The organism is Sphingopyxis sp. NFH-91 (assembly GCF_021401285.1).
Taxonomy (GTDB): Bacteria; Pseudomonadota; Alphaproteobacteria; order Sphingomonadales; family Sphingomonadaceae; genus Sphingopyxis; species Sphingopyxis terrae_A.
Genome location: NZ_JACBGA010000001.1, coordinates 49,608 through 70,612 on the forward strand (window position 1 = coordinate 49,608; position 21,005 = coordinate 70,612).

The following is a 21,005-nucleotide window of genomic DNA, read 5'->3' on the forward strand; positions in this document are numbered from 1 at the left end:
TCCATGAGCGCCATTGCCCTGATCGACTATGGCGCGGGCAATCTTCGCTCGGTGCATAATGCGCTCGTCGCGGCGGGCGCGGACGATGTTGTCGTCACCGCCGATCCCGATGTCGTGGGACAAGCCGACCGCATCGTGCTGCCGGGTGTGGGGGCCTTTGCCGCGTGCATGAACGGATTGGCGGCAATTCCCGGGCTGATCGAGGCGCTGGAGCAGCGCGTTCGCGGCGAGGGCGCGCCCTTCCTCGGCATCTGCGTCGGGATGCAATTGCTCGCCGACGCGGGTGAGGAGCATGGGCGGCACGAAGGGCTCGGCTGGATCGGCGGAACGGTGCGCGCCTTCACGCCGGCGCCGGGACTGCGCATCCCGCACATGGGCTGGAACGATGTCGTGCCAAGTTTCGCGCATCCGGTGCTGGCTGCGGGCGAGGCCTATTATCTGCACGGCTATCATTTCGCCGACGCGGCGCATGTCGCGGCGACGAGCAGTCACGGCGGCCCTTTCACCGCCGCGGTGGCGAAGGATAATATCGTCGGCGTGCAGTTTCACCCCGAAAAGAGCCAGGCCTATGGCCTCGCGACCCTCGAAAGATTCCTCGCATGGCGCCCCTGATCATCTTCCCCGCGATCGACCTCAAGGGCGGGCAGGTGGTGCGGCTCGCCGAAGGCGATATGGCGCGCGCAACCGTCTATGGCGACGATCCGGCGGCGCAGGCGCGGCTGTTCGCGGACGCGGGCGCCAGCCATTTGCACGTCGTCGATCTCGACGGCGCCTTCGCCGGTGAAAGCGTCAACGGCGCGGCGGTCGAAAGCATCGTCGCGGCCTTTCCGGGCAGGGTGCAGGTCGGCGGCGGTATCCGCGATCGCGCGGGCGTCGATCGCTGGCTCGCGCTCGGGGTAGAGCGCGTCATCATTGGCACCGCGGCGCTCAAAGACCCCGATTTCGTCAAATCGGCCGCGCGCGATCTTCCGGGCCGGATCATCGTCGGCGTCGATGCGCGCGATGGCATGGTCGCGACCGAAGGCTGGGCCGACGTCTCCGACGTGCGCGTCGAGGATCTGGCGCGGCGCTTCGAAGATGCCGGCGTTGCTGCGCTGCTGTTCACCGACGTCGGGCGCGACGGGCTGCTCAAGGGCTGCAACGTCGCCGCGACCGTGGCGCTGGCGCGCGCGGTCGCCATCCCGGTGATCGCGAGCGGCGGCGTTGCGGATATTGGCGACATCCATGCGCTGCGCCCGCGCGTCGCCGACGGGATCGAAGGCGTGATTACCGGCCGCGCGCTCTATGACGGCCGCCTCGACCTCGCCGAAGCGATCGCGGCGGGGCGGGCATGACCGTCCGCGTCCGCGTGATCCCGTGCCTCGACGTCGCTGATGGGCGCGTCGTGAAGGGCGTCAATTTCGTCGACCTGCGCGACGCCGGCGATCCGGTCGAAGCCGCGCGCGCCTATGACGCGGCGGGCGCCGACGAGCTTTGCTTCCTCGACATTTCCGCGAGCCATCAAGGGCGCGGCACGCTGCTCGACATGGTCGCACGCACCGCCGAAGTCTGCTTCATGCCGCTCACCGTCGGCGGCGGCGTGCGCAGCGCCGACGATGCGCGCGCGCTGCTCCTCGCGGGCGCCGACAAGGTCGCGGTGAACAGCGCCGCGGTGGCGCGCCCCGAACTTGTCGCCGACATCGCCGACCGTTTCGGCAGCCAGTGCGCGGTCGGCAGCATCGACGCGCGCCGCGTCGCAGACGGGCGGTGGGAAATCTTCACCCATGGCGGACGCACCCCGACGGGGATCGATGCACTTGCCCATGCGGTGCGCCTTGCCGAACTGGGCGCGGGCGAATTGCTCGTCACCAGCATGGACCGCGACGGGACCAAGGACGGCTATGACCTCGCGCTCACCCGCGCGATTGCCGATGCGGTGTCGGTACCGGTGATCGCATCGGGCGGTGTCGGCAATCTCGACCATCTGGTCGCCGGCGTGATCGAAGGCGGCGCGAGCGCGGTGCTCGCGGCCAGCATCTTCCATTTCGGCGAAGCGACGATCGCCGAGGCGCATGCGCGGCTCGCCGCCGCAGGGCTGCCGGTGCGCGCGCATTGATGTCCTGAAGGACTGGCGCTGAGGCCAAGCGGCTGCAATAGAAAGCCGATGACAGCCAAGCTCCGCCTCGCCGACCGTATCAACGACCTGCTTCCGATCCTCGGTTTCGGTACCGCGATCGCCAGCTTGGCGATACCGCTCAATCCCTTTTTGGTCGGGGTGATCCTCGCCGGGTCGGTGATCGCCGCGGTCCATCATGCCGAAGTCGTCGCGCACCGCGTCGGCGAACCCTTCGGGACGCTGATCCTCGCGCTGGCGGTGACGGTGATCGAGGTAGGGCTGATCCTGACACTGATGCAGGCCGAGCCCGAAAAGGCGGCGACGCTAGCGCGCGACACGGTGTTCGCGGCGGTAATGGTGATCATCAACCTGCTGATGGGGCTTTGTCTGCTCAGCGGCGCGATCCGCCATCATGAACAACGGTTCCAGCGCACCGGAATGGGCGCTGCGCTGGCGACGCTCACCGTGTTGACGGTGGTGACGCTGGTGCTCCCCAATTTCACCTCGAGCGCGCCGGGGCCGCGCTATTCGGCGACGCAGCTCGGCTTCGTCGCGGTGGTGTCGCTGATCCTCTATGCAACCTTCGCGCTCGTCCAGACCGTGCGCCACCGCCATTATTTCCTGCCCGATGGCGAAGCGCAGGACGAACCCGACGCCCACGCCGCCCCGCCATCGGCGCAGCGGATGTGGCTGTCGCTCGCCTTGCTCGTCGCGTGCCTGTTCGGGGTCGTGCTGCTGGCGAAAGCGCTGTCTCCGGTGATCGGCGCGCTGCTTGCCGAAGCGGGCGCGCCGCCGGCAGTGCTCGGCGTCCTGATCGCGGCGCTGATCCTCGCCCCCGAAGGACTGGCAGCAGTACGCGCGGCAAAGGCCGATCGGCTGCAAACCAGCCTCAACCTCGCGCTCGGATCGGCGCTGGCGACGATCGGGCTGACCATCCCGGCGGTCGCGATCCTGTCGATCGCCACCGACATGCCGATCAGCCTGGGCCTCGATGCCAAATCGACGGTGCTGTTGTTCCTGTCGCTGATCGTCGCGTCACAGACGCTGGCGAACGGGCGAACGACCGTGCTGCAGGGCACGATCCACCTGATGCTGTTCGCAATCTATCTGTTCACGACTTTCGTGCCATAAGCGACGATTCTGGCGGTCACGTCTTGCGAACGAACACCGTACCCGCCGAATAGCCGGCGCCGAACGAACAGATCAGCCCGGTATCGCCCGCCTGCATATCTTCGTGGTTCAGGTGATAGGCGATGATCGACCCGGCGCTTGAGGTATTGCCGTAGGTGTCGAGCACCGTCGGGCTTTCGTCGGCGCTTGCCTCATGCCCCAGCACCTTGTGCGCGATCAGGCGGTTCATGTTGGTGTTCGCCTGATGCAGCCACAGGCGGCGCATGTCGGCGCCTTGCAGGCCGAGTTTCTCCATTTCCTCGACAATCATGACGGCGACCATCGGCACGACTTCCTTGAACACCTTGCGGCCTTCCTGGACGAACAGTTTGTCGGTCTTCGGTCCCGACTGGTCGATGGCGCCGTGGGCGCGGTTCAGAAAGCCGAAATTGTTGCGGATATTGTTGGAGAAAACGGTCTTCAGCCGCGTACCCAATATGTCCCAATGCCCCGCCGGCGCGATGGCCTTGTCCTCGACGAGAATCGCGGTGGCGACGTCGCCGAAGATGAAATGGCTGTCGCGGTCGCGCCAATTGAGGTGCCCCGAACAGATTTCAGGGTTCACGACCAGCACGCTCCTTGCATGCCCCGCACGAATATAGTCGGCCGCGGTCTGGATGCCAAAGGTCGCCGAGGAGCAGGCGACATTCATGTCGAAAGCAAAGCCGTCGATGCCCAAAGCCTGCTGAATCTCGATCGCCATTGCGGGATAGGCGCGCTGCATGTTCGACGCCGCACACAGCACCGCATCGACGTCGGCGGCATCGCGACCGGCGCGCGCCAGCGCGTCCTTTGCGGCCGCCACGCCGATCTCGGCGAGGATCGACAGCTCGTCATTGGTCCGCTCGGCAAGCCGCGGTGCCATATGCTCGGGGTCCAGGATGCCCGCCTTGTCGACGACGTAGCGCGATCCGATGCCGCTCGCCTTTTCGATGAAATCGACGCTCGATTCAGCGAGTTCGTCGATCTCGCCCGCTGCGATCGCCGCGGCATTTTCCCTATTGTGCAGCGCAACATACCGGTTAAAACTGGCGACAAGTTCTTCGTTGGTGATGCGTTCGGCGGGGGTGAAGAGCCCGGTGGCGGAAATGACCGGCTGCGGTGCGTGCGACATTGTTGTCCCTGCGTGTCTTATGGTCTGATGACACGCTGATTAGGCCCGGTCGCGGCGCGGCGCAACGCCCCACAAGCGAAGCTGAACGCGCGCCGACGTCATGGTTAACCGGCCACTAACCATTTCAGTGGCAGACTGTTCGATGCAAGCCTCCGGGGGGACGGCTCCCCGGGGTGCGCAAGCGGGAGCATGACCATGGCGACGCGTTCGGGACCGGCATCCGGCGATTTGTCCCTCGCCGAAATCAAGGAATTTGCGGGCTTCGCTGCAGGGACGCAGCGCTATATTCGCCGCTCGCTCGATATCGGGCTCGAGCGTGACGATGCAATCGAACGCTGGTCGCGCGACATGGTCGAAGAAGCCGCAATCCGCGTTCAAGCCCGCGTCTATCAGCGGCTATGCGACATTCGCACCCATATTCCGGAGGACAGCGGACTCGACGCGCTCGAAGCCTTCATGGCGCCGCTCGTCGCGGTATCGGCCTTCGATCTGGGGCAGGATCGCCTGCCCACCTTCGCCGCCTATCGCTTTCTCTATGAACGCCTGCTCGGCGCGCACGCGCGCCCATGGCTGCCCGGCGCCTTCTGCGCCGCGGCATCGCTGCCGCACCTGCACCCAGACAAGCGCAAGCTGTTGCTCCAGTCGATCAGCGAAGCCGCCGCCACCGCGCCCGGCTGGTCGGCGCGCGAACCGAGTTTCTATCCCGAATGGGTCGAAAAGATCGACGTGACGAAGCCGGCGAATTGAACGGCGCGGCCTATTCGCTGATCCACAGATTATGGCTGTCGATGCGCAGCCGGGTGATGTCGCGCAGCGCTTCGGTGCGGGCGATCGTTTCGGCCCGGAACGACGCGTGCGTCTGGCGCTCTCCGAGCAGGACGTCGGCGAGATCGATCGCATCCAGATCCTGCCCGCGGCGAAGCTTGGCGAGCGCCGCCATCTGCGCCGCGCGCGCCTGATCGGCGCGCTGCCACGCCGAATAAGCCGCGGCAGCGCGCGCGAGGTCGCCGTCGGCCATTTCCTGCACATCGAAGCGGACAGCGCTGAGCTGCGCCGCCGCGGCCTGCGCCTCGGACGCCGCGCGCGCCGCCATGGCGCCGCGGTGATTGCCGCCGATCGGGATCGTTACGGTCAGACCCGCGCCCCGTTCGGCGCCGCTGCGTTCGCTGAACAGCCGGAGGCCGACGGTGGGATCGGGAATCCGGTCCTGCCGCCCGCGTTCGGCGATTGCACCAAAGCGCCGCGCCTCGGCATCGGCGGCAGCGATTTCGTGGCTGCGTTCGATGACCTGATCGCGCATCTGCGACGCCCCGGCTGAATCGAAGGTCGGCGTGGCGAGCGTCGGTGCCTCGGCGGGCAGGGCGATACCCGGAAATTGTGCGGCAAGCCGGGCCCGTGCCAGATCGGCGCGCCCCGCCGATTGGGCCGCGAGCAGGCGCGCCTCCGCCAGCGCGGCTTCGGCCTGATCGGCCTCAAGCTGCGGGGCGTCGCGCAGATCGACCCGTCGGCGCACGATCCGGACCAGCGTTGCATAATTTTCGACGCCCTGCGCATCGACGACGGCCTCGGCGTTGGCACCGACCCAGTCCCACCACAGCGCGTTGAGCAACAACGCGGCCTGATGCCGAGCATCTTCGAAATGATTGGTGGCGGCCTCGACGCCCAGCGCGCCGGCCTTCCGGTCGAGCCGCGCCTTGCCCGGCAGACGAACCGGACGCGCGAGGATCGCGTCATATTCGTTGAAGCGACCCTCGCGGTCGATGCTGCGGCTGACATAGCTGCCGGTGACGCTGAACTCATAGGGTCCGGCTTCGAGCGCGCGCTTCTCTGCCGCCGCGACATCGACACGGGCTCTCGCCGCGATGACCGAGGGGTGGGCGTCGAGCGCCTCGCGCACCACGGCTTCGGGCAACAGTCCCGGCTCGGCGGCGGCAGGCGACGTCAGGGCCAGACTGGCGGCAAGGAACAGACGGCGGGTCATGCAGGGGCTCCGGCAGGATGATCCTGATCGCCCGCGCCGCGCTCGGCAGCGCTTTCGCCGAAGCGCTCGTACAGGATGGGCAGCAGGATGAGTGTGAGCAGCGTCGCCGTCACCAGTCCGCCGATGACGACGATGGCAAGTGGGCGCTGGATTTCCGACCCCGGACCGGACGCGAAGAGCAGCGGGACGAGGCCGAAGGCGGCGATGCTCGCGGTCATCAGCACCGGGCGCAGGCGCCGCGCGGCGCCCTCGCGCACCGCCTGGTGCAGCGGGACGCCGCGTTCGCGCAGCTGACGGAAATAGCTGACCATGACGAGCCCGTTGAGCACCGCGATGCCGAGCAGCGCGATGAAGCCGACCGAGGCGGGAACCGACAGATATTCGCCCGATAGTGCGAGCGCGATCATCCCGCCCACCGCCGCAAAGGGTATGTTGACGAGGATCAGCGCCGCCGCGCGCAGCGAGCGCAGCGTCAGATAAAGAACGATGAAGATCATCAGCACCGCGATCGGCAGCACGATCATCAGGCGTGCGGCCGCCCGCTGCTGATTCTCGAACTGGCCGCCCCAGACGATACGATAGCCGGGCGGCAGTTTCACATGCTTGCCGATATCCGCCTTAGCCTCCTCGACGTAGCCGACAAGGTCGCGGCCGCTGACGAAGGCCTGCACGAGCGCGAAGCGAGATCCATTTTCATGTTCGAGCTTCACCGGCCCCGCGACCTGTGCGATCGCCGCGACATCGCTGGTGCGAAGAAGAGTCCCGGCGGGGGTGCGATAGAGACGGTCGGTGTAGCTTTGCGCGTCCATGCCGTCGCCGCCTTCGCCGCGAATAACCACGGGAATCCGGCGCGCGCCTTCGGCGATCGTGCCGGCGCGGACGCCCTCGACATCGGCGCGCATCATGTCCTGCAGCATGTCGACGGGCATTCCCGCCCGCCCTGCGGCCATACGATCGATGTCGATCTGCAGATAATCGACGCTGTCGTTGGCGACCGTCATCGCCTCGCTCGTCCCGCGGATCGTTTCGAGCCGGCCCTGGATCGCGCCCGCGAGCCGCGCCAGTTCCTTGAGGTCAGGGCCGAACAATTTGATCGCCAGATCGCCGCGCGCACCGGTGAGCATTTCGGAAACGCGCATCTCGATCGGCTGGGTGAAGCTGGGATCGATCCCCGGAAAATCGGCGAGCACGGCCCGAATCCGGTCGTTGAGCCAATCCTTGTCGGCAACGCGCCATTCGGACCGCGGCTTCAGCTTAAGAAAGCTGTCGGTTTCATTGGGGCTCATCGGGTCGAGGCCGAGCTCGTCGCTGCCGACGCGCGCGATCACGCTGGTAACTTCGGGCACCTGTTCGAGGATTGCGCGCTGCACCTTCATGTCGCCCGCGGCGCTATGCTCGATATTGATGCTTGGCAGCTTGGTGAGCTGAACGATCGTCGACCCCTCGTCCATCGTCGGCAGAAAGGTTTTGCCCGTCACCGTATAAGCGACCCCGGCGAGCAGCAGGCCGATCGCGGAAATCCCGGCGACGGTCCGGCGGTGGGCAAAGGCCCATTCGAGCGCCCGCGCGTGACGCGGCGCCAGCAAACGCATCAGGCGCGGTTCGCGGTGGCCGTCCTGCTGCTTCAGGATGAAATAGGCGAGCACCGGCACCAGCGTCAGCGACAGGACCAGCGCCGAAAGCAGCGCGAGCACGATGGTCAGCGCGACGGGCGCGAACAGCTTGCCCTCCAGCCCCTCGAGCGTGAGCAGCGGCAGGAACACGAGCGCGATGATGAGGAGCCCCGAGGCGACCGGCATCGCGACTTCGGACGCGGCGACGAACACAGCATGCAACTTGCCCATCCGGCGATGCCTGGGATCGGACAGGCGCTCGACGACATTTTCGACGACGACAACGGCGCCGTCGACCAATATGCCGACCGCGATGGCAAGCCCGCCGAGGCTCATCAGATTGGCGGTGAGTCCGATCGCCCGCATGAAGATGAAGGTCAGCAGCGCCGCCATCGGCAGAGCGAGTGCGACGATGACCGACGCGCGGACATCGCCCAGAAACAGGAGTAGCAGGATGACGACGAGGATCGTCGCTTCGATCAGCGCCTTCTCGACCGTCCCGACCGCGCGTTCGATGAGGTCGGACCGGTCGTAGAAGACGTCGACGCGCATCCCGCGCGGCAGGCTGGGCTGGATTTCCGCGAGCCGCGCCTTGACCCCGTCGACGACCTTCGACGCGTCGGCGCCGCGCAGCGCGATGACCAGCCCCTCGACCGCCTCGCCCTTGCCGTCCTTCGTGACGGCGCCATAGCGCGTCAGATGCCCGGCGCGCACCGCCGCGACGTCGCCGACGCGCACGATACCGCCATCCCGCGAGCGCACCACGACCGAGGCGAGATCGTCGAGCGTGCGGATAGCGCCGACCGAGCGCACGATCAGCGCTTCGTCGCCGATCTTGAGCCGACCGGCTCCGTCGTTGCGATTGCTCGCCTCGATCGTCGCCCGCAGATCTTCGACGCTCAGCCCCGCCGCCGCCAGCGCGCCATTGTCCGGGCGCACCTCGAAGGTTTCGGCGAAGCCGCCGAGCGCGTTGACATCGGCAACGCCGGGAACGGTGCGCAGCGCCGGGCGGATGATCCAGTCGAGTACCCGCCGCTTTTCGGTCAGATCCTGTGGCCCTTCGAGCGTGAACATATACATGTCGGACAGCGGGGTAGAGATCGGCGCCATCCCGCCCTCGACCGTCGCCGGCAGGTCGCCCGCGACATTCGACAGCCGCTCGGCGACCTGGCTGCGCGCCCAATAGATGTCGGTGCCGTCCTTGAAATCGATCGTGATGTCGGCGATCGCATATTTGGCTACCGAGCGCAGGTTCGCCTGATCGGGGATGCCCAGCATCTCCATCTCGATCGGCGTGATGACGCGGCTCTCGACCTCCTCGGGGGTCATTCCCGGCGCCTTCAGGATGATCTTGACCTGCGTCGAGCTGATGTCCGGAAAGGCATCGATCGGCAGATTGGCGAAGGACCAGGCCCCGATGCCGCCCAGCAGCAGCGCGGCACCGATGACGGCAAGGCGCAGCGCGAGCGCCTTTTCGACGAGTTTGCCGAGCATCCTATTCGCCGCCCAGCACGGCCTTGAGTTCGGCGATTGCCGAGGTTGCGACGCGTTCGCCGGGCTTCAGTCCGGCGGTTATCGTCACGCTGGCGCCGACGCGGCTGGCGACGGTGACGGGGCGCAGCGCGAATCCGTCCGCCCCCTTCACGAAAACCGCATCCCTGTCGCCGACCCGTGTCAGCGCGGCGGAAGGGATGCTCGCACCGGCGACGGGCTGAACGCCGCCGAGGATCGCGACGACCGACTTGCCGCTCACCAGTGCGGGCGCGGCGTCGAGGCGCGCCTTTGCCGTCAGCGCGCGCGTCGTAGGGTCGATCGAGCCGCCGACCGCGATGACGCGGCCCGTGGCGGGCGCGGTGCCGGGCATTCGGACTTCGACGGGGGTGCCCGGATGAACGGCGCCCGCGAGCCGTTCGGGGATTTGCAGATCGAGCATCAGCCGCGCCGTGTTTTCGACGATGAACGGCGCGCTGAGGCCACCCACCGGACCGCCCGCCTGCACATTGACGGCTGCGATCCGGCCGCCGATCGGCGCGCGCAGCGTCATCATACCGCTGCCGTCGGCATTGGCCTGCGCGAGAATGCGGCGGTTTTCGGCGACATTGACCTCAGCCTCGCGCAGCGCGGCGCGCGCCTCGTCGGCGCGGGCGCCCGCGACAATGCCTTCTTTGGCGAGCTGGCCGGTGCGGCCCGCGGCGGCGCGCGCAACTTCCAGCTGCGCCTGCGCGCGCGCCAGCGCCGCGCCATATTGGACAGGCTCGGCGGCGCGGATGCTGGCGAGCGGCTGACCGGCCGTTACCGCCTCGCCCTCGACAACAAACAGCCGTACTGCGATCCCGTCGAATGGCGCGGTCACCGCGACCCGCGCATCGGGGGGCAGCGATACGGTCGCAGGGACCGCGCCAAGCTCGGCACTGCTGGCGGCCGCCGCGACTGCGGTCGCGATGCCGAGCTTCTCGATCTGTCGGGCGGTCAGCTTGCCCGGCGCGATGGCCGTTTCGCCGCCGTCGGGCGCAGGCGGGGGCGCCTCCTTCGACCACCAGAGGGTTGCGGCACCCGCCGCAAGGGCGAGCGCGGTCGATGCGGCGATAAGGGCTTTCCTGTCCATGGCTGCCCTCTGCCAAGCGAGTCTGACGCCAGCCTGACATTTTGTCAGTGTCGCGTCAGGCAATTGCGCTAGGACCATCACACCGGGATGAAGACGATGAGATCATCCCTACAAGGACAAGATGCCGATGCGCGTATTGCTGGTCGAAGACGATCCCGAACTGCGCCGCCGCCTGACCGAGCGGCTGGTGGCGGCGGGGATTGCCGTCGACAGCGCCGCGTCGGCGGGCGACGCCCGCGACTGGCCCGACATCGACATGCTGGGCGCGGTGATCCTCGATCTGGGACTGCCCGACGGCGACGGGATCGATGTGCTGCGCTACTGGCGCGGCGCCGCGCGGACGGTGCCGATCCTGATCCTGACCGCGCGGGGCAACTGGCGTGAAAAGGTCGAGGGGCTGAACAGCGGCGCCGATGATTTCATCGTCAAGCCGGTGCGGTTCGAAGAGCTGCTGGCGCGGCTGCATGCGCTGTGGCGGCGTGGACGCGGGCGCGGCAGCAACGCGCTGACGGTCGGCCCGCTTTCGCTCGACCCCGTCGCGTCCACCGCGACGCTGCACGGCGAAGCGCTGACGCTCAGTCGCAAGGAGTTCGCGCTGCTGCACCTCTTCATGCGGCGTCCCGAACATATCTTGTCGCAAGCCGACATCCTCGATCAGCTTTACGCACTCGAAGCCGAGCGCGACCGCAACGCGGTGGAGGCGCATATCAGCCGGCTGCGCCGCAAGATCGGACGCGACGCTATTCGCACCGTGCGCGGCCTGGGATATCGGCTCGAATTGTGACCCGACTCTTTTCCAGCCTGCGCGCGCGCTTTCTGGCCGCCATCCTGATCTGGGTGGCGCTGGGCATCGGCGCGTTGTGGTTTTCGTCGGTGCGGCTGTTCAGCAGCCATGTCGAACAGCAATATCATGAAGAGCTGGAGGTTCATGTCCGCGAGCTCGCCGAGCTGACCGTGCTCGATGCGGCGGGCAACCCCCGCCTGTCGCGGCCGCTGTCCGATCCGCGCTATGCGGTGCCGCTGTCCGGATTTTACTGGCAGATCGGGCGCCCCGGCTATCGCTCGCTGAAGTCGCCCTCTATGACGCGCGGCGCGCTCGACGAGGATGTCGCGCACAGCCCGGACATCCTGCACCGCGTCGAAAACGGCCCAACGGGGCCCACGATCACCTATGGCTTCGAGCGCGCCGTGCCGGGCGGCGCCCCGCTGCGTTTCGTCATCGCCACCGACGAGCGCCTGCTGCGCGCCGTAATCGCGAGCTTCACCCGCGAGCTCAGTCTGTGGCTCAGCCTGCTCGCGCTCGCGCTTCTGGCAAGCGGCCTTGCGATCATCACGCTCGGCTTCCGGCCGTTCAACCGGCTGGCCGCGCGGATCGCGGCGCTGCGCCGCGGGCAGGCCGATCACATCGAGGGGTTGTTTCCCGACGAAATCCGCCAGCTCGTCGATCCGTTGAACAGCTATCTGGCGCGCAACGCCGAGATCGTGGAACGCGGGCGTGTCGCCGCGGGCGCGCTGGCGCACTCGCTGCGCACCCCGCTCGCCGTCGTCACCGACGAGGCCGAACGGCTTCAACAGCGCGGCACCGAAAGCGCTGCGGCCGACGTCTTCCTGTCCGAAAGCGAGACAATGCAGCGCCAGATCGACTATCATCTGTCGCGCGTCCGGTCGGGCGGGTCGCATGCGGGGGTGGTCGGCGGCGTGCGGCTCGCCGCGATCCTGCCGCCGCTGATCGCCGCGATGGAACGCTGCCATCCGGGCAAGCGCTTCGCGGCGACCGCCGCGGCGCTCGATCCCGCTGCCCCTTCGCTTCCCATGGATGCCGAGGATCTGAGCGAGATATTGTCGAACCTGCTCGACAATGCCGGAAAATGGGCGCGATCGGGCATCACGATCGACTATCGTTTCGCCGGCGCCGCGCGCCGCATTGCCATTACCGACGACGGGCCGGGCGTTCCGCCCGATCAGCGCGATGCTATGTTCGGCATCGGCGCGCGCGGCGCTGGCCCCGGCGCCGGATCGGGCCTTGGCCTTGCCATCGCGCGCGATGTGGCGCGCGACTATGGGGGCGATGTAGCGCTCGATCGCGCACCGTCGGGCGGCACGGTCGCTACGCTCCGCATCGGCGATTGGCCCGGGGGCGACATGTAACGAACGACTGTCCGGCGGCCGTCCCTTTTCTTTCGCCGCCGTTTCGCCGATCAGATTGCGCGGAGGGGGCGCTTCGGGAGCCAAAAGGAAATTGACTTGGATGTGACCAAATCGCCGCGACCATATCGCGCAGCCCGGCGGCCACGCCGATGACGATTTCGCTCGGGCCGCTCGCGCTTGCCGCCGACCGCCTGCTCGCGGTCGCGCTGGTCTGGCTGTTTCTGGCGGGCGGCAGCCTGATCGCGGCGCGCGGCGATATGCGCGCGGCGACAGCGAGCTGGATCGCCGTCATCGTGGGGCTGCTCGTGGCGCGCGCCGCCTATGTGGTGCGCCACGCCGATGCCTATGCACCCGAACCCTGGTCGATCCTTGCGGTCTGGCAGGGTGGTTTCCTGCCCTGGGCCGGGATCGCTGCGGCGGGGATGGCGGTGGCCGTCTGGCTCCGCCGCTCGCGCTCGACAGCGCTGTTGCTTGGCGTGCTCGCCGGGCTGGCGGCGGTTCATGCGGTCGCGGCGCCGGCGCTCGAACCCGCGCCGCGCCCGCTCGCGCGGGGGCTGATGCTCACCGACATGGAGGGGGGCGCGATCGCGCTCGATACGCTGCGCGGGAAGCCGATGGTCATCAACCTGTGGGCGACATGGTGCCCGCCGTGCCAGCGCGAACTGCCGATGCTCGCCGAGGTTGCGGCGACATCGCGCGTGCCCATCCTGCTGGTCAATCAGGGGCAGGACAGCGCGACCGTCGCCGCCTATCTGGCCGAGCGCAAGGTGACGGGCACGCACGTCTATCTCGACCATAGCGGGCGGACGGGCGATGCCGCGGGCGGGCTAGTGCTGCCGACGACCCTGTTCGTCGATGCCAAGGGCCGGATTGTCCGCCGTCACAGCGGCGAAATATCGCGCGCCGCACTCGCCGACGGGCTGGCGCTGATCGCGCGGCGCTAAGGCTCAGGCGGCGGTCACCAGCCAGGCGCGCGCGCCGAGGCGAACCCCCGCTTCGGGATCATGATGCTCGCCATAGACGCGCTCCAGATCGGCGCGCGCCGCTGCCATCACATCGGCGCCCGCCTCGCTCAGCACGCGCGCAGCGGACATCGATCCGAGCGCAAAGTCGGCGGCCTCCGCAGGGGTGCGCCCCGGCCCGCCGATCGCCTGATCGCCGCGCCAGTCGTCGATGTCGACCTGGGCAAAGCCGGCATCGGCGAGCAGGCCGCGCAGATAGTCGATATCCTCGAAGGCGAAGGGCCCCGGAGCGCGCGGCGTCGCGGGCGGTACGTCGACGTGCGCGCGGATCACCCCCATCACCGCCATCATCCAGACATTGTCGCGTGGCGGTCCCCAGACCGCGAGGTCGAAGCGCGCGCCGGGCACGAGCTGCGTCCGCAAGTGGCGAAAGGCGGCGACGGGATCGGTGAAAAACATGCTGCCGAAACGCGAGACGAGCCGGTCATAAGGTGCTGCCGGCAGCACCGCGCTCGCCGCATCGCCGCAGAAAAAGCGCAGCGCGGGAAAATCGGCGCCGGCCCGCGCGCGCGCCGCGACGATCAGGTCGGGCGAGATGTCGAGCCCGAGCACTGCTCCCCGCGGTCCGACGCGCGCCGCGATCGCGCGGCTCGTCGCGCCGCCCCCGCACCCCAGATCGACGATGCGCTCGCCCGCCGCGATCGCTGCGCGATCGAGCAGCGCGGTGCCGATCGGTTCCAGCATCGCTTCGAAATGGTCGACATTGCGCAACCAGCGCTGCCCCATCTCGCCCGACCAGTCGTCCGCGAACACCGATGTCTTGTCGCCCGTCATCGCCGCCTCCCGTCGCATCGATCGCGCCTGCCTCCCGCAAGCCCCGCGCGGCGTCAAGCGATGATCCGCGCCGCGCAGACATTTATTAGCCTTTCCGCGCTATTCGCGCAGGCGAGAGGGGCAGAATTTGCTGCATGCGCATCTCTTCAAGCGCGCCGACCGACACGCGCAAATGGCGCCGCCGCATTCGGCGCGCGCGATCGATCTTGCGCGCTGGGACGGCAGCGCCTGGCTGGCCGAAGAATGGCGCGCGCTCGAACCCCATGGCCGCTGGCCAACCCAGAGTCACGCCTTCGCCGCCGCGCTGACCCCGTTGATCGAAGGGCAGCGCCGCAAGCTGCTCGGACTGCGCGCCGGCCGCACGATTTCGGCGCTCCTGCCGCTGTGCCGCGACGCGGGCGCGATCGGCCGCTGGCGCATCGCGGGATCGCGCCAACTGTTCGAGCCGGGCGATCTGCTTGCGGCGCGGCCCGATGATGCCGCCCCGATCGCGGGCGCGCTCGCGCGGTTGCACCAGCCGCTCTCCTTCGACCGGATTTCCGCCGACTCGCCGCTGCTGCCGGCGCTGCGCCGCGCGATGCACGGGCGCGGCCTGCTGTCGGTGCGCCCGGCGATGCCCTGCCCGCTGATCGTGCTCGACGAAAGCTGGCGCGATCCCGAAAGCCACTTCAATTCGGGCCGCCGGTCCGATTTCCGGCGCGCGGCCCGGCGCGCCGAGGCGCTGGGGCCGGTCACGTTCGAGACGCTGGCGCCGGGCCTGCAGGATTTCGACGCGCTGTTCGACGAAGCGATCGGGGTCGAGGCGAAGAGCTGGAAGCTGGAGGCGGGAAGCGCGATCGCGGTCGACCGCCGCCGCGAGACCTTCTTCCGCCGCTTTTTTCGCGATGCCGCCGCCGAGGGCCGGTTCCGGCTGTCCTTCATGCGGATCGGCGGCGAAGCGGTGGCGATGCAATTGGCGCTGGTCAGCGACGATCGATACTGGCTGTTCAAGATTGGCCACGACGACCGCTTCGGCAAATGCTCGCCGGGGACGCTGCTGATGCTCCACACGCTGCGCTGGGCGGCGGGCGAGGGCCTGCGCAGCTACGAACTGCTCGGCGAGGCCGAGGGCTGGATCACCCGCTTCTGGACGCAGGAACAGCGCGCGTGCGTGCGCGTGCGCACCTATCCGGCAAGCGTGTCGGGGGCGCTGGCGCTCGCCGCCGACGGCGCCCATTGGGTGTGGCAACGCCTGGTCCGGCGCAGCACATGAAGGATAGGCCGCTCTGGCGCTGGCTGCGCGCGCGGCGCTATGCACTGCCGCAGCAGGCGGGCAGCTGGCTTCCGGTTCCCGACGCCGCGGCGGGCTCACGGGTCGCCCGGCGGCTGTCGCGCGGCGGTATCGCGGTGACGATCGGCTATTTTCAGGGCGATGCCGATGACGCCGACGCCATCGTGGCTGCTTACGGCCGGATCGCCGCCACTCCGCTGCCGCCGGGAAGCTATTTGTCGGTCAAGGCGCCGCCGCTGGGCTTTTGTCCGCAGCGGCTGCGCCGGATTGCCGAGGTGGGCGCGGCCGCGGGGCTGCCGGTGCTGCTTGATGCCCATGCCCCCGCCGATGCCGACGCGACATTGGATGCGCTTGCCGCCCTGCTGCCCGACTTTCCGGACAGCGGCATCGCCTTGCCCGCGCGCTGGCGGCGCAGCGCTGCAGATGCCGCGCGCCTGTCCGGGACATCGGCGCGTATCCGGGTGGTGAAGGGCGAATGGGCCGATCCGCTTTGCGATGCGGCGGATGGCGATGCCGCCTATCGGACGCTGATCGACGCTCTCGCCGGGCGCGCGGCACCCGTAGCGGTGGCGACGCACAAGCCTGCGCTGGCTGCTGCCGCGCTCGACCGGTTGCTTGCGGCGGGAACCCCGTGCGAGCTTGAACAATTGCGCGGGCTGCCCGGGCGCCGCACCCTCGTCGCCGCGCGGACGCGCGGGGTCGGCACGCGCCTCTACGTCCCGCTCGGTCCCGGCTGGTGGCCCTATGCGATCAACAAGGCGCTTGCGCGGCCGCATCTGCCCTTATGGTATCTGCGCGACCGGATCGGGCTTGCCGATCGCTGAAACAAAATGGGGCGGCCCGTTTCGGTGCCGCCCCAGTTGTGCGTCCGTCCGGGGAGAGGGAGAGAGGACGGACCGGAGATGGTGTCGTGGCTTATTCGATCAGCGCGATGCAACCTGGCTGTCGGTCGCTTCATCGACGCCAGCAACCTTGAGCGCGGCGCGGAACTGCTTGGCGGCGGCGCGTTCGTTGCCCGCTTCGCACAGCTTCTTGCCGGTGGCGACGAAGCGCTTCGCGCTGGCCTGCTTGCCACCCTGGGCGCTGTCGGCGGCGGTGTTCGCCTGGTCGGCAAGGCCGGTGCAGCGATAATCGGCGCTGCCCTGCGCATAGGCCGGCGACGTCGAAGCGATCAGGCCGCCGAAGGCGAGCGCCGAACCGGCGACGATCGCGAAAGCGGTGGGAAAGCGGCGAAAAGAGGAGAGCTGATTGGTCATGGGAGAGGTTTCCTTTCGTTTCGTTGTGCAACCTTTTTAGGCGCGCTTGCGCACTTAGATAATCCTCTATAATCTGCAAGTGCCTTGAAGCAGGATTTAACAATCCCCCATGGGGCGCTCGACGGGATCGAAGCTTTCCTGCGTGTCGCGGAAAGGCGGAGCTTTTCCGCCGCGGCAGCTGATCTGGGCGTATCTCCCTCGGCGATCAGCCAGACGATCAAGACGCTGGAAGCGCGCGTCGGCGCGCCTTTGTTCATGCGGACGACGCGTAGCGTCGGGCTGACGCAGGCGGGCGAAATGTTCCTCGAACGCGCCGCGCCTGCCTTTGCCGGGCTGGCCGACGCCTATGAAGCGGCGCGCAACCTGGGCAACCGTCCGGCGGGGCGGCTGCGCATCAACCTGATGCGCGGCGCGGTGCAGCCGATGTTCGAGCCGATCATCGCGGGTTTCGTCGACGCCTATCCCGAGATCGAGCTGGAAATCTATGCCGACGACGCGCTCGCCGACCTGAGCGCCGGGGGCTTCGACGCCGGCGTCCGGATGGGTGAATCGCTCGATGCCGATGTGATCGCTATTCGCCTCACCGGCCCGTTTCGCTTCGTCGCGGCCGCTTCGCCTGCCTATCTCGACCGCTTCGGGCGTCCCGAAAGGCCCGAAGATCTGAAAGATCATCGCTGCATCCGCTTCCGCTTGGCGACGGGGGCGCTGATGCCGTGGACCTTTGCGCAGGGGAACCGCGAATTCGAGGTCGGGGTGACCGGGCCGGTGATCGTCAACGACTGGATCGCCGCGCTGGTCGCGATGCGTACCGGCGTCGCGATCGGGATGATGGCCGAGCCGATGGCGAAGAAGATGGTCGAAACGGGCGAGCTCGAACTGGTGCTCACCGACTATGCCGACGCGACCAGCGGGCTGTTCCTCTATTACCCCAGCCGCAAGCAAGTGATGCCCAAGCTGCGCGCCTTCATCGACTATGTCCGCGAATATCTGCCCGACCAGATAGGCGCCTGATCGGCCGCTGGACGCACAAATAATATCCTTCGCTGCGCGCAGAAAATTTATGCTGGTCAAGCCGTGCAAATCGCGGCAGCTAGTTCTCAACTAAAAAAGTTGGGAAGAATCATGCTCGATCTGTCGACCTTCGATTTCGCGGCGCTGTTGCCCTTCATCCTGATCGGCTTCGCCGCGCAGCTCGTCGACGGCGCGCTCGGCATGGCGTTCGGGGTGATCTGCAATACCTTGCTCGTCGCCGTGATGGGCGTGCCGCCTGCCACTGCATCGGCGCGCATCCATGTCGTCGAGGTATTCACGACCGCAGTGTCGGGGATCAGCCATCTGTTCCACCGCAATATCGAATGGGGCCTCTTCTTCCGCCTGCTCATCCCGGGCCTGATCGGCGGGGTGTCCGGCGCCTATCTGCTGACCTCGATCGACGGTGCGATCGTCAAGCCGATCGTCCTCGCCTATCTCGTCGCCGTCGGCGTGTGGCTGCTGATCCGCGGGCTGCTCTATCCGCCGAAAATTCGCAAGCCGACGGTGATTGCGCCGCTCGGCCTCGTCGGCGGCTTCCTCGATGCGGCGGGCGGGGGCGGCTGGGGGCCTGTCGTGACCTCCAACCTGCTCGTCCAGGGCGCCGAACCGCGCAAGGTGATCGGCACGGTCAACAGCGTCGAATTTTTCCTGACGCTCGCGGTGTCGGCAACCTTCATCTGGCACCTCGGCCTCGACGATGTCGCAGGCGCGACGCTCGGGCTGCTGATCGGCGGCGTCTGCGCCGCCCCGATCGGCGCCTTCATGGCCAAGCGCATCGCCCCCAAGCTGATGCTCGTACTCGTCGGCATCGTCCTGACCGCGACGAGCTGCTTCGGACTATATCGCGCGTTGATGTAAGGGCCGCGGGCAATCGACCGGACGATCTAGATGCGCCGATAGCGAAAATACCAGACCTCGTGCCCCTGCGCGCGCGCCTTGGCTTCGTAGCGGGTTTCGGGCCAGCCGCCGGGGCGCACCAGAAAATCCTGTGCGCTTTGCGCCAGCCATTCGAACTGGTGGCGGTGGCGCCGCATCACCATCAGCGCGTGGGCAAGGTAGACCGGATGGTCGGTGCCGAAGCGAAATTCGCCGCCGGGTTTCAGCTTGGCGGCGATCAGGTCGAGCGGGCCGTCGTTCATCATCCGCCGTTTGGCATGGCGCGCCTTGGGCCACGGGTCGGGGTGGAGCAAATAGGCGAAGCTCAGCGCCCCGTCGGGGATGCGGCGCAGCACCTCGAGCGCGTCGCCATGGTGGATACGGACATTGGCGAGCGGCAGGCTCCGGCCATGGTCGCCCGACACATGCACCAGCGCCTGCGCGACGCCGTTGAGGAAGGGCTCGGCGCCGATGAAGCCGTGGTCAGGCAACATGTCGGCGCGCCCCGCCATATGTTCGCCGCCGCCGAAACCGATCTCGAAGTGCAGCGGACGCCCGGCTCCTTCGGCGTCGCCGAACAGCAATGACGCGGTGACCGGCCCTTCGGCCGGAACCGCGATCTGCGGCAGCAGCGTGTCGATCAGATCCTGTTGCCCCGCGCGCAGGGCTTTGCCCTTCGCGCGCCCGTAAAGGCGGTTGAGCGTTGTCGGATCGCCGGATTTATAAGCCGTCATGCCGCGCGCGTTAGCCGCCTCGGGCCGAGGCGGCAAGCGCCGCGGCGGCATCAGCCAGCGAACGCAGCTTTCAGCTTGTCGGTGAGGTCGGTGCGTTCCCACGGGAAGGCATCGCCCGACGCCTGGCGACCGAAATGGCCATAGGCGGCGGTCTGGCGATAGATCGGCTTGTTGAGGCCGAGGTGGGTGCGGATGCCCTTCGGCGTCAGGCGGACGAGCTGCGGCAGCAGCTGCTCGAGCGCCGCCTCGGTCACGCCTTCCGCCGCCGTGCCGTGCAGATCGACATAGACCGACAGTGGCTCGGCGACGCCGATCGCGTAGCTAAGCTGGATCGTGCAGCGGCGGGCAAGGCCCGCGGCGACGATATTCTTGGCGAGGTAGCGCGTGACATAGGCCGCCGAGCGGTCGACTTTGGTCGGGTCCTTGCCGCTGAACGCGCCGCCACCGTGCGGGCTTGCGCCGCCATAGGTGTCGACGATGATCTTGCGGCCGGTCAGGCCGGCGTCGCCGTCTGGCCCGCCAATCTCGAAACGTCCCGTCGGGTTGATGTGATAGACGGTGTTCGCGGTCAGCAATTCGGCCGGCAGCACGTCGGCGATCACGCCGAGCACATATTTGCGCAGTTCCTGATATTTCGCCTCGTCGCCTTCGCCGCCGTGGAAGAAATAGCCCGGCGCATGCTGCGTCGAAACGACGATCGCGGTCGCCTCGACCGGGCGTTCGTTGGCATAGCGCAGCGTGACCTGGCTCTTCGCATCGGGTTCGAGGAAGGGGGCGATGCCCGCCTTGCGGTCGGCCGCCATGCGTTCGAGAATCTTGTGTGCATAGTCGAGCGTCGCGGGCATCAGGTCGGGGGTTTCGTCGGACGCATAGCCGAACATGATCCCCTGGTCGCCCGCACCTTCATCCTTGTCGGCGCTTTCGTCAACGCCCTGCGCGATATGCGCCGACTGGCCGTGCAGATTATTCTCGAAGCGGAACTGGTTCCAGTGGAAGCCGGCCTGTTCGTAGCCGATGTCCTTGACCGTGTTGCGGACGGTGGCTTCAATCTCGTCGAGCGCGCCCGGTGCCCACTCACCATCTTCGAACACGCCCTTGCAGCGGATTTCACCCGCCAGCACGACGAGCTGCGTCGTCGTCAGCGTTTCGCACGCAACACGCGCTTCGGGGTCCTTCGCCAGGAACAGGTCGACGATCGAATCGCTGATCTGATCGGCCACCTTGTCGGGATGTCCTTCGGACACGCTTTCGGAGGTGAAGAGGAAGCTGTTGCGCATGGGGAGCCTTTTGGAATCGAATATAAAGGAAACTTTAT

20 protein-coding genes are annotated in these 21,005 nt (G+C 67.7%); 12 read left to right on the forward strand and 8 right to left on the reverse strand.

What is annotated here, in order from left to right:
- Window positions 1–3: 3 nt before the first annotated feature.
- The 4 genes from hisH to L0963_RS00230 are packed head-to-tail and all read left to right on the forward strand — an operon-like array spanning window position 4 to window position 3,226.
- On the forward strand, window positions 4–612 hold the full coding sequence (gene hisH, locus L0963_RS00215) for an imidazole glycerol phosphate synthase subunit HisH (RefSeq protein ID WP_186401597.1): 609 nt from the start codon (window positions 4–6) through the stop codon (window positions 610–612).
- Entirely contained in the window at window positions 600–1,334 is a 735-nt protein-coding gene (gene hisA / locus L0963_RS00220) for a 1-(5-phosphoribosyl)-5-[(5-phosphoribosylamino)methylideneamino]imidazole-4-carboxamide isomerase (RefSeq protein WP_062901560.1), read from the forward strand. Before hisH ends, hisA begins: the two co-directional genes overlap by 13 nt.
- Complete coding sequence (gene hisF / locus L0963_RS00225) at window positions 1,331–2,095, forward strand: imidazole glycerol phosphate synthase subunit HisF (RefSeq protein WP_186401598.1); 765 nt, start codon at window positions 1,331–1,333, stop codon at window positions 2,093–2,095. Before hisA ends, hisF begins: the two co-directional genes overlap by 4 nt.
- Window positions 2,096–2,143: 48 nt before the next feature.
- Window positions 2,144–3,226: a calcium:proton antiporter gene (locus L0963_RS00230; protein WP_062901561.1), complete on the forward strand. Its 1,083-nt coding sequence runs from the start codon at window positions 2,144–2,146 to the stop codon at window positions 3,224–3,226.
- A gap of 16 nt (window positions 3,227–3,242) precedes the next feature.
- On the opposite strand, the gene L0963_RS00235 is transcribed toward L0963_RS00230, so the two are convergent.
- Window positions 3,243–4,379, reverse strand: coding sequence for a beta-ketoacyl-ACP synthase III (locus L0963_RS00235; RefSeq protein ID WP_234178409.1), 1,137 nt, complete (start codon window positions 4,377–4,379; stop codon window positions 3,243–3,245).
- 195 nt (window positions 4,380–4,574) lie between these two features.
- Here L0963_RS00235 and L0963_RS00240 point away from each other — a divergent pair, with 195 nt between their 5' ends.
- Window positions 4,575–5,126 carry a hypothetical protein gene (locus L0963_RS00240; RefSeq protein WP_234178411.1) on the forward strand — a complete coding sequence of 184 codons (552 nt, stop codon included), beginning with the start codon at window positions 4,575–4,577 and terminating at the stop codon, window positions 5,124–5,126.
- Between the two features lie 10 nt (window positions 5,127–5,136).
- On the opposite strand, the gene L0963_RS00245 is transcribed toward L0963_RS00240, so the two are convergent.
- From L0963_RS00245 to L0963_RS00255, 3 genes are read right to left on the reverse strand one after another with little or no spacing between them, the layout of a single operon-like run.
- Window positions 5,137–6,360, reverse strand: a complete 1,224-nt coding sequence (locus L0963_RS00245; protein ID WP_234178413.1) for a TolC family protein — start codon at window positions 6,358–6,360, stop codon at window positions 5,137–5,139.
- Entirely contained in the window at window positions 6,357–9,467 is a 3,111-nt protein-coding gene (locus tag L0963_RS00250) for an efflux RND transporter permease subunit (protein WP_234178415.1), read from the reverse strand. Before L0963_RS00250 ends, L0963_RS00245 begins: the two co-directional genes overlap by 4 nt.
- A 1-nt stretch (window position 9,468) precedes the next feature.
- Window positions 9,469–10,578 carry an efflux RND transporter periplasmic adaptor subunit gene (locus L0963_RS00255; protein ID WP_186401601.1) on the reverse strand — a complete coding sequence of 370 codons (1,110 nt, stop codon included), beginning with the start codon at window positions 10,576–10,578 and terminating at the stop codon, window positions 9,469–9,471.
- A gap of 127 nt (window positions 10,579–10,705) precedes the next feature.
- Between L0963_RS00255 and L0963_RS00260 the strand changes: the two genes are divergently transcribed.
- The 3 genes from L0963_RS00260 (at window position 10,706) to L0963_RS00270 (ending at window position 13,670) form a co-directional block, all read left to right on the forward strand.
- Window positions 10,706–11,362 (forward strand): response regulator transcription factor, encoded by a 657-nt coding sequence (locus tag L0963_RS00260; RefSeq protein ID WP_062903088.1) that lies wholly within the window; start codon window positions 10,706–10,708, stop codon window positions 11,360–11,362.
- Complete coding sequence (locus L0963_RS19765; protein WP_234178417.1) at window positions 11,359–12,726, forward strand: ATP-binding protein; 1,368 nt, start codon at window positions 11,359–11,361, stop codon at window positions 12,724–12,726. The genes L0963_RS00260 and L0963_RS19765 overlap by 4 nt, the downstream gene beginning before the upstream one ends.
- 149 nt (window positions 12,727–12,875) lie before the next feature.
- Window positions 12,876–13,670 (forward strand): TlpA disulfide reductase family protein, encoded by a 795-nt coding sequence (locus tag L0963_RS00270; RefSeq protein ID WP_234178418.1) that lies wholly within the window; start codon window positions 12,876–12,878, stop codon window positions 13,668–13,670.
- A 3-nt stretch (window positions 13,671–13,673) separates the two neighbouring features.
- Here the strand turns inward: L0963_RS00270 and L0963_RS00275 are convergent, their stop codons facing one another.
- Window positions 13,674–14,522, reverse strand: coding sequence for a class I SAM-dependent methyltransferase (locus L0963_RS00275; protein WP_234178419.1), 849 nt, complete (start codon window positions 14,520–14,522; stop codon window positions 13,674–13,676).
- Window positions 14,523–14,649: 127 nt separating this feature from the next.
- Between L0963_RS00275 and L0963_RS00280 the strand changes: the two genes are divergently transcribed.
- Together L0963_RS00280 and L0963_RS00285 are read left to right on the forward strand one after the other, a co-directional pair.
- Complete coding sequence (locus L0963_RS00280; RefSeq protein ID WP_234178420.1) at window positions 14,650–15,774, forward strand: GNAT family N-acetyltransferase; 1,125 nt, start codon at window positions 14,650–14,652, stop codon at window positions 15,772–15,774.
- Window positions 15,771–16,616 (forward strand): proline dehydrogenase, encoded by an 846-nt coding sequence (locus L0963_RS00285; protein WP_186401606.1) that lies wholly within the window; start codon window positions 15,771–15,773, stop codon window positions 16,614–16,616. The genes L0963_RS00280 and L0963_RS00285 overlap by 4 nt, the downstream gene beginning before the upstream one ends.
- 99 nt (window positions 16,617–16,715) lie before the next feature.
- Here the strand turns inward: L0963_RS00285 and L0963_RS00290 are convergent, their stop codons facing one another.
- Window positions 16,716–17,048, reverse strand: a complete 333-nt coding sequence (locus L0963_RS00290) for a hypothetical protein (protein ID WP_062901571.1) — start codon at window positions 17,046–17,048, stop codon at window positions 16,716–16,718.
- 84 nt (window positions 17,049–17,132) lie between these two features.
- On the opposite strand from L0963_RS00290, the gene L0963_RS00295 reads away from it, so the two are divergent.
- Both L0963_RS00295 and L0963_RS00300 read left to right on the forward strand, forming a co-directional pair.
- On the forward strand, window positions 17,133–18,059 hold the full coding sequence (locus tag L0963_RS00295; protein ID WP_003041844.1) for a LysR family transcriptional regulator: 927 nt from the start codon (window positions 17,133–17,135) through the stop codon (window positions 18,057–18,059).
- A 111-nt stretch (window positions 18,060–18,170) separates the two neighbouring features.
- A complete protein-coding gene (locus tag L0963_RS00300; RefSeq protein ID WP_062901573.1) occupies window positions 18,171–18,938 on the forward strand; it encodes a sulfite exporter TauE/SafE family protein in 768 nt (255 codons plus the stop codon).
- A 26-nt stretch (window positions 18,939–18,964) separates the two neighbouring features.
- Here L0963_RS00300 and trmB read toward each other — a convergent pair whose 3' ends face one another.
- Both trmB and metK read right to left on the reverse strand, forming a co-directional pair.
- Complete coding sequence (gene trmB / locus L0963_RS00305; RefSeq protein WP_062903090.1) at window positions 18,965–19,690, reverse strand: tRNA (guanine(46)-N(7))-methyltransferase TrmB; 726 nt, start codon at window positions 19,688–19,690, stop codon at window positions 18,965–18,967.
- A gap of 50 nt (window positions 19,691–19,740) precedes the next feature.
- The gene (gene metK, locus L0963_RS00310; RefSeq protein WP_186401608.1) at window positions 19,741–20,967 is read right to left on the reverse strand and encodes a methionine adenosyltransferase; all 1,227 of its coding nucleotides are present in this window, start codon (window positions 20,965–20,967) and stop codon (window positions 19,741–19,743) included.
- Between the last annotated feature and the right edge of the window lie 38 nt (window positions 20,968–21,005).

Excerpts from the sequence above, each read along its gene's own strand:
- hisH (WP_186401597.1), top strand. The coding sequence starts at position 4 with ATGAGCGCCATTGCCCTGATCGACTATGGCGCGGGCAATCTTCGCTCG.
- hisA (WP_062901560.1), top strand. The coding sequence starts at position 600 with ATGGCGCCCCTGATCATCTTCCCCGCGATCGACCTCAAGGGCGGGCAG.
- hisF (WP_186401598.1), top strand. The coding sequence starts at position 1,331 with ATGACCGTCCGCGTCCGCGTGATCCCGTGCCTCGACGTCGCTGATGGG.
- L0963_RS00230 (WP_062901561.1), top strand. The coding sequence starts at position 2,144 with ATGACAGCCAAGCTCCGCCTCGCCGACCGTATCAACGACCTGCTTCCG.
- L0963_RS00235 (WP_234178409.1), bottom strand. The coding sequence starts at position 4,379 with ATGTCGCACGCACCGCAGCCGGTCATTTCCGCCACCGGGCTCTTCACC.
- L0963_RS00240 (WP_234178411.1), top strand. The coding sequence starts at position 4,575 with ATGGCGACGCGTTCGGGACCGGCATCCGGCGATTTGTCCCTCGCCGAA.
- L0963_RS00245 (WP_234178413.1), bottom strand. The coding sequence starts at position 6,360 with ATGACCCGCCGTCTGTTCCTTGCCGCCAGTCTGGCCCTGACGTCGCCT.
- L0963_RS00250 (WP_234178415.1), bottom strand. The coding sequence starts at position 9,467 with ATGCTCGGCAAACTCGTCGAAAAGGCGCTCGCGCTGCGCCTTGCCGTC.
- L0963_RS00255 (WP_186401601.1), bottom strand. The coding sequence starts at position 10,578 with ATGGACAGGAAAGCCCTTATCGCCGCATCGACCGCGCTCGCCCTTGCG.
- L0963_RS00260 (WP_062903088.1), top strand. The coding sequence starts at position 10,706 with ATGCGCGTATTGCTGGTCGAAGACGATCCCGAACTGCGCCGCCGCCTG.
- L0963_RS00270 (WP_234178418.1), top strand. The coding sequence starts at position 12,876 with ATGACGATTTCGCTCGGGCCGCTCGCGCTTGCCGCCGACCGCCTGCTC.
- L0963_RS00275 (WP_234178419.1), bottom strand. The coding sequence starts at position 14,522 with ATGACGGGCGACAAGACATCGGTGTTCGCGGACGACTGGTCGGGCGAG.
- L0963_RS00285 (WP_186401606.1), top strand. The coding sequence starts at position 15,771 with ATGAAGGATAGGCCGCTCTGGCGCTGGCTGCGCGCGCGGCGCTATGCA.
- L0963_RS00290 (WP_062901571.1), bottom strand. The coding sequence starts at position 17,048 with ATGACCAATCAGCTCTCCTCTTTTCGCCGCTTTCCCACCGCTTTCGCG.
- L0963_RS00300 (WP_062901573.1), top strand. The coding sequence starts at position 18,171 with ATGCTCGATCTGTCGACCTTCGATTTCGCGGCGCTGTTGCCCTTCATC.
- trmB (WP_062903090.1), bottom strand. The coding sequence starts at position 19,690 with ATGACGGCTTATAAATCCGGCGATCCGACAACGCTCAACCGCCTTTAC.
- metK (WP_186401608.1), bottom strand. The coding sequence starts at position 20,967 with ATGCGCAACAGCTTCCTCTTCACCTCCGAAAGCGTGTCCGAAGGACAT.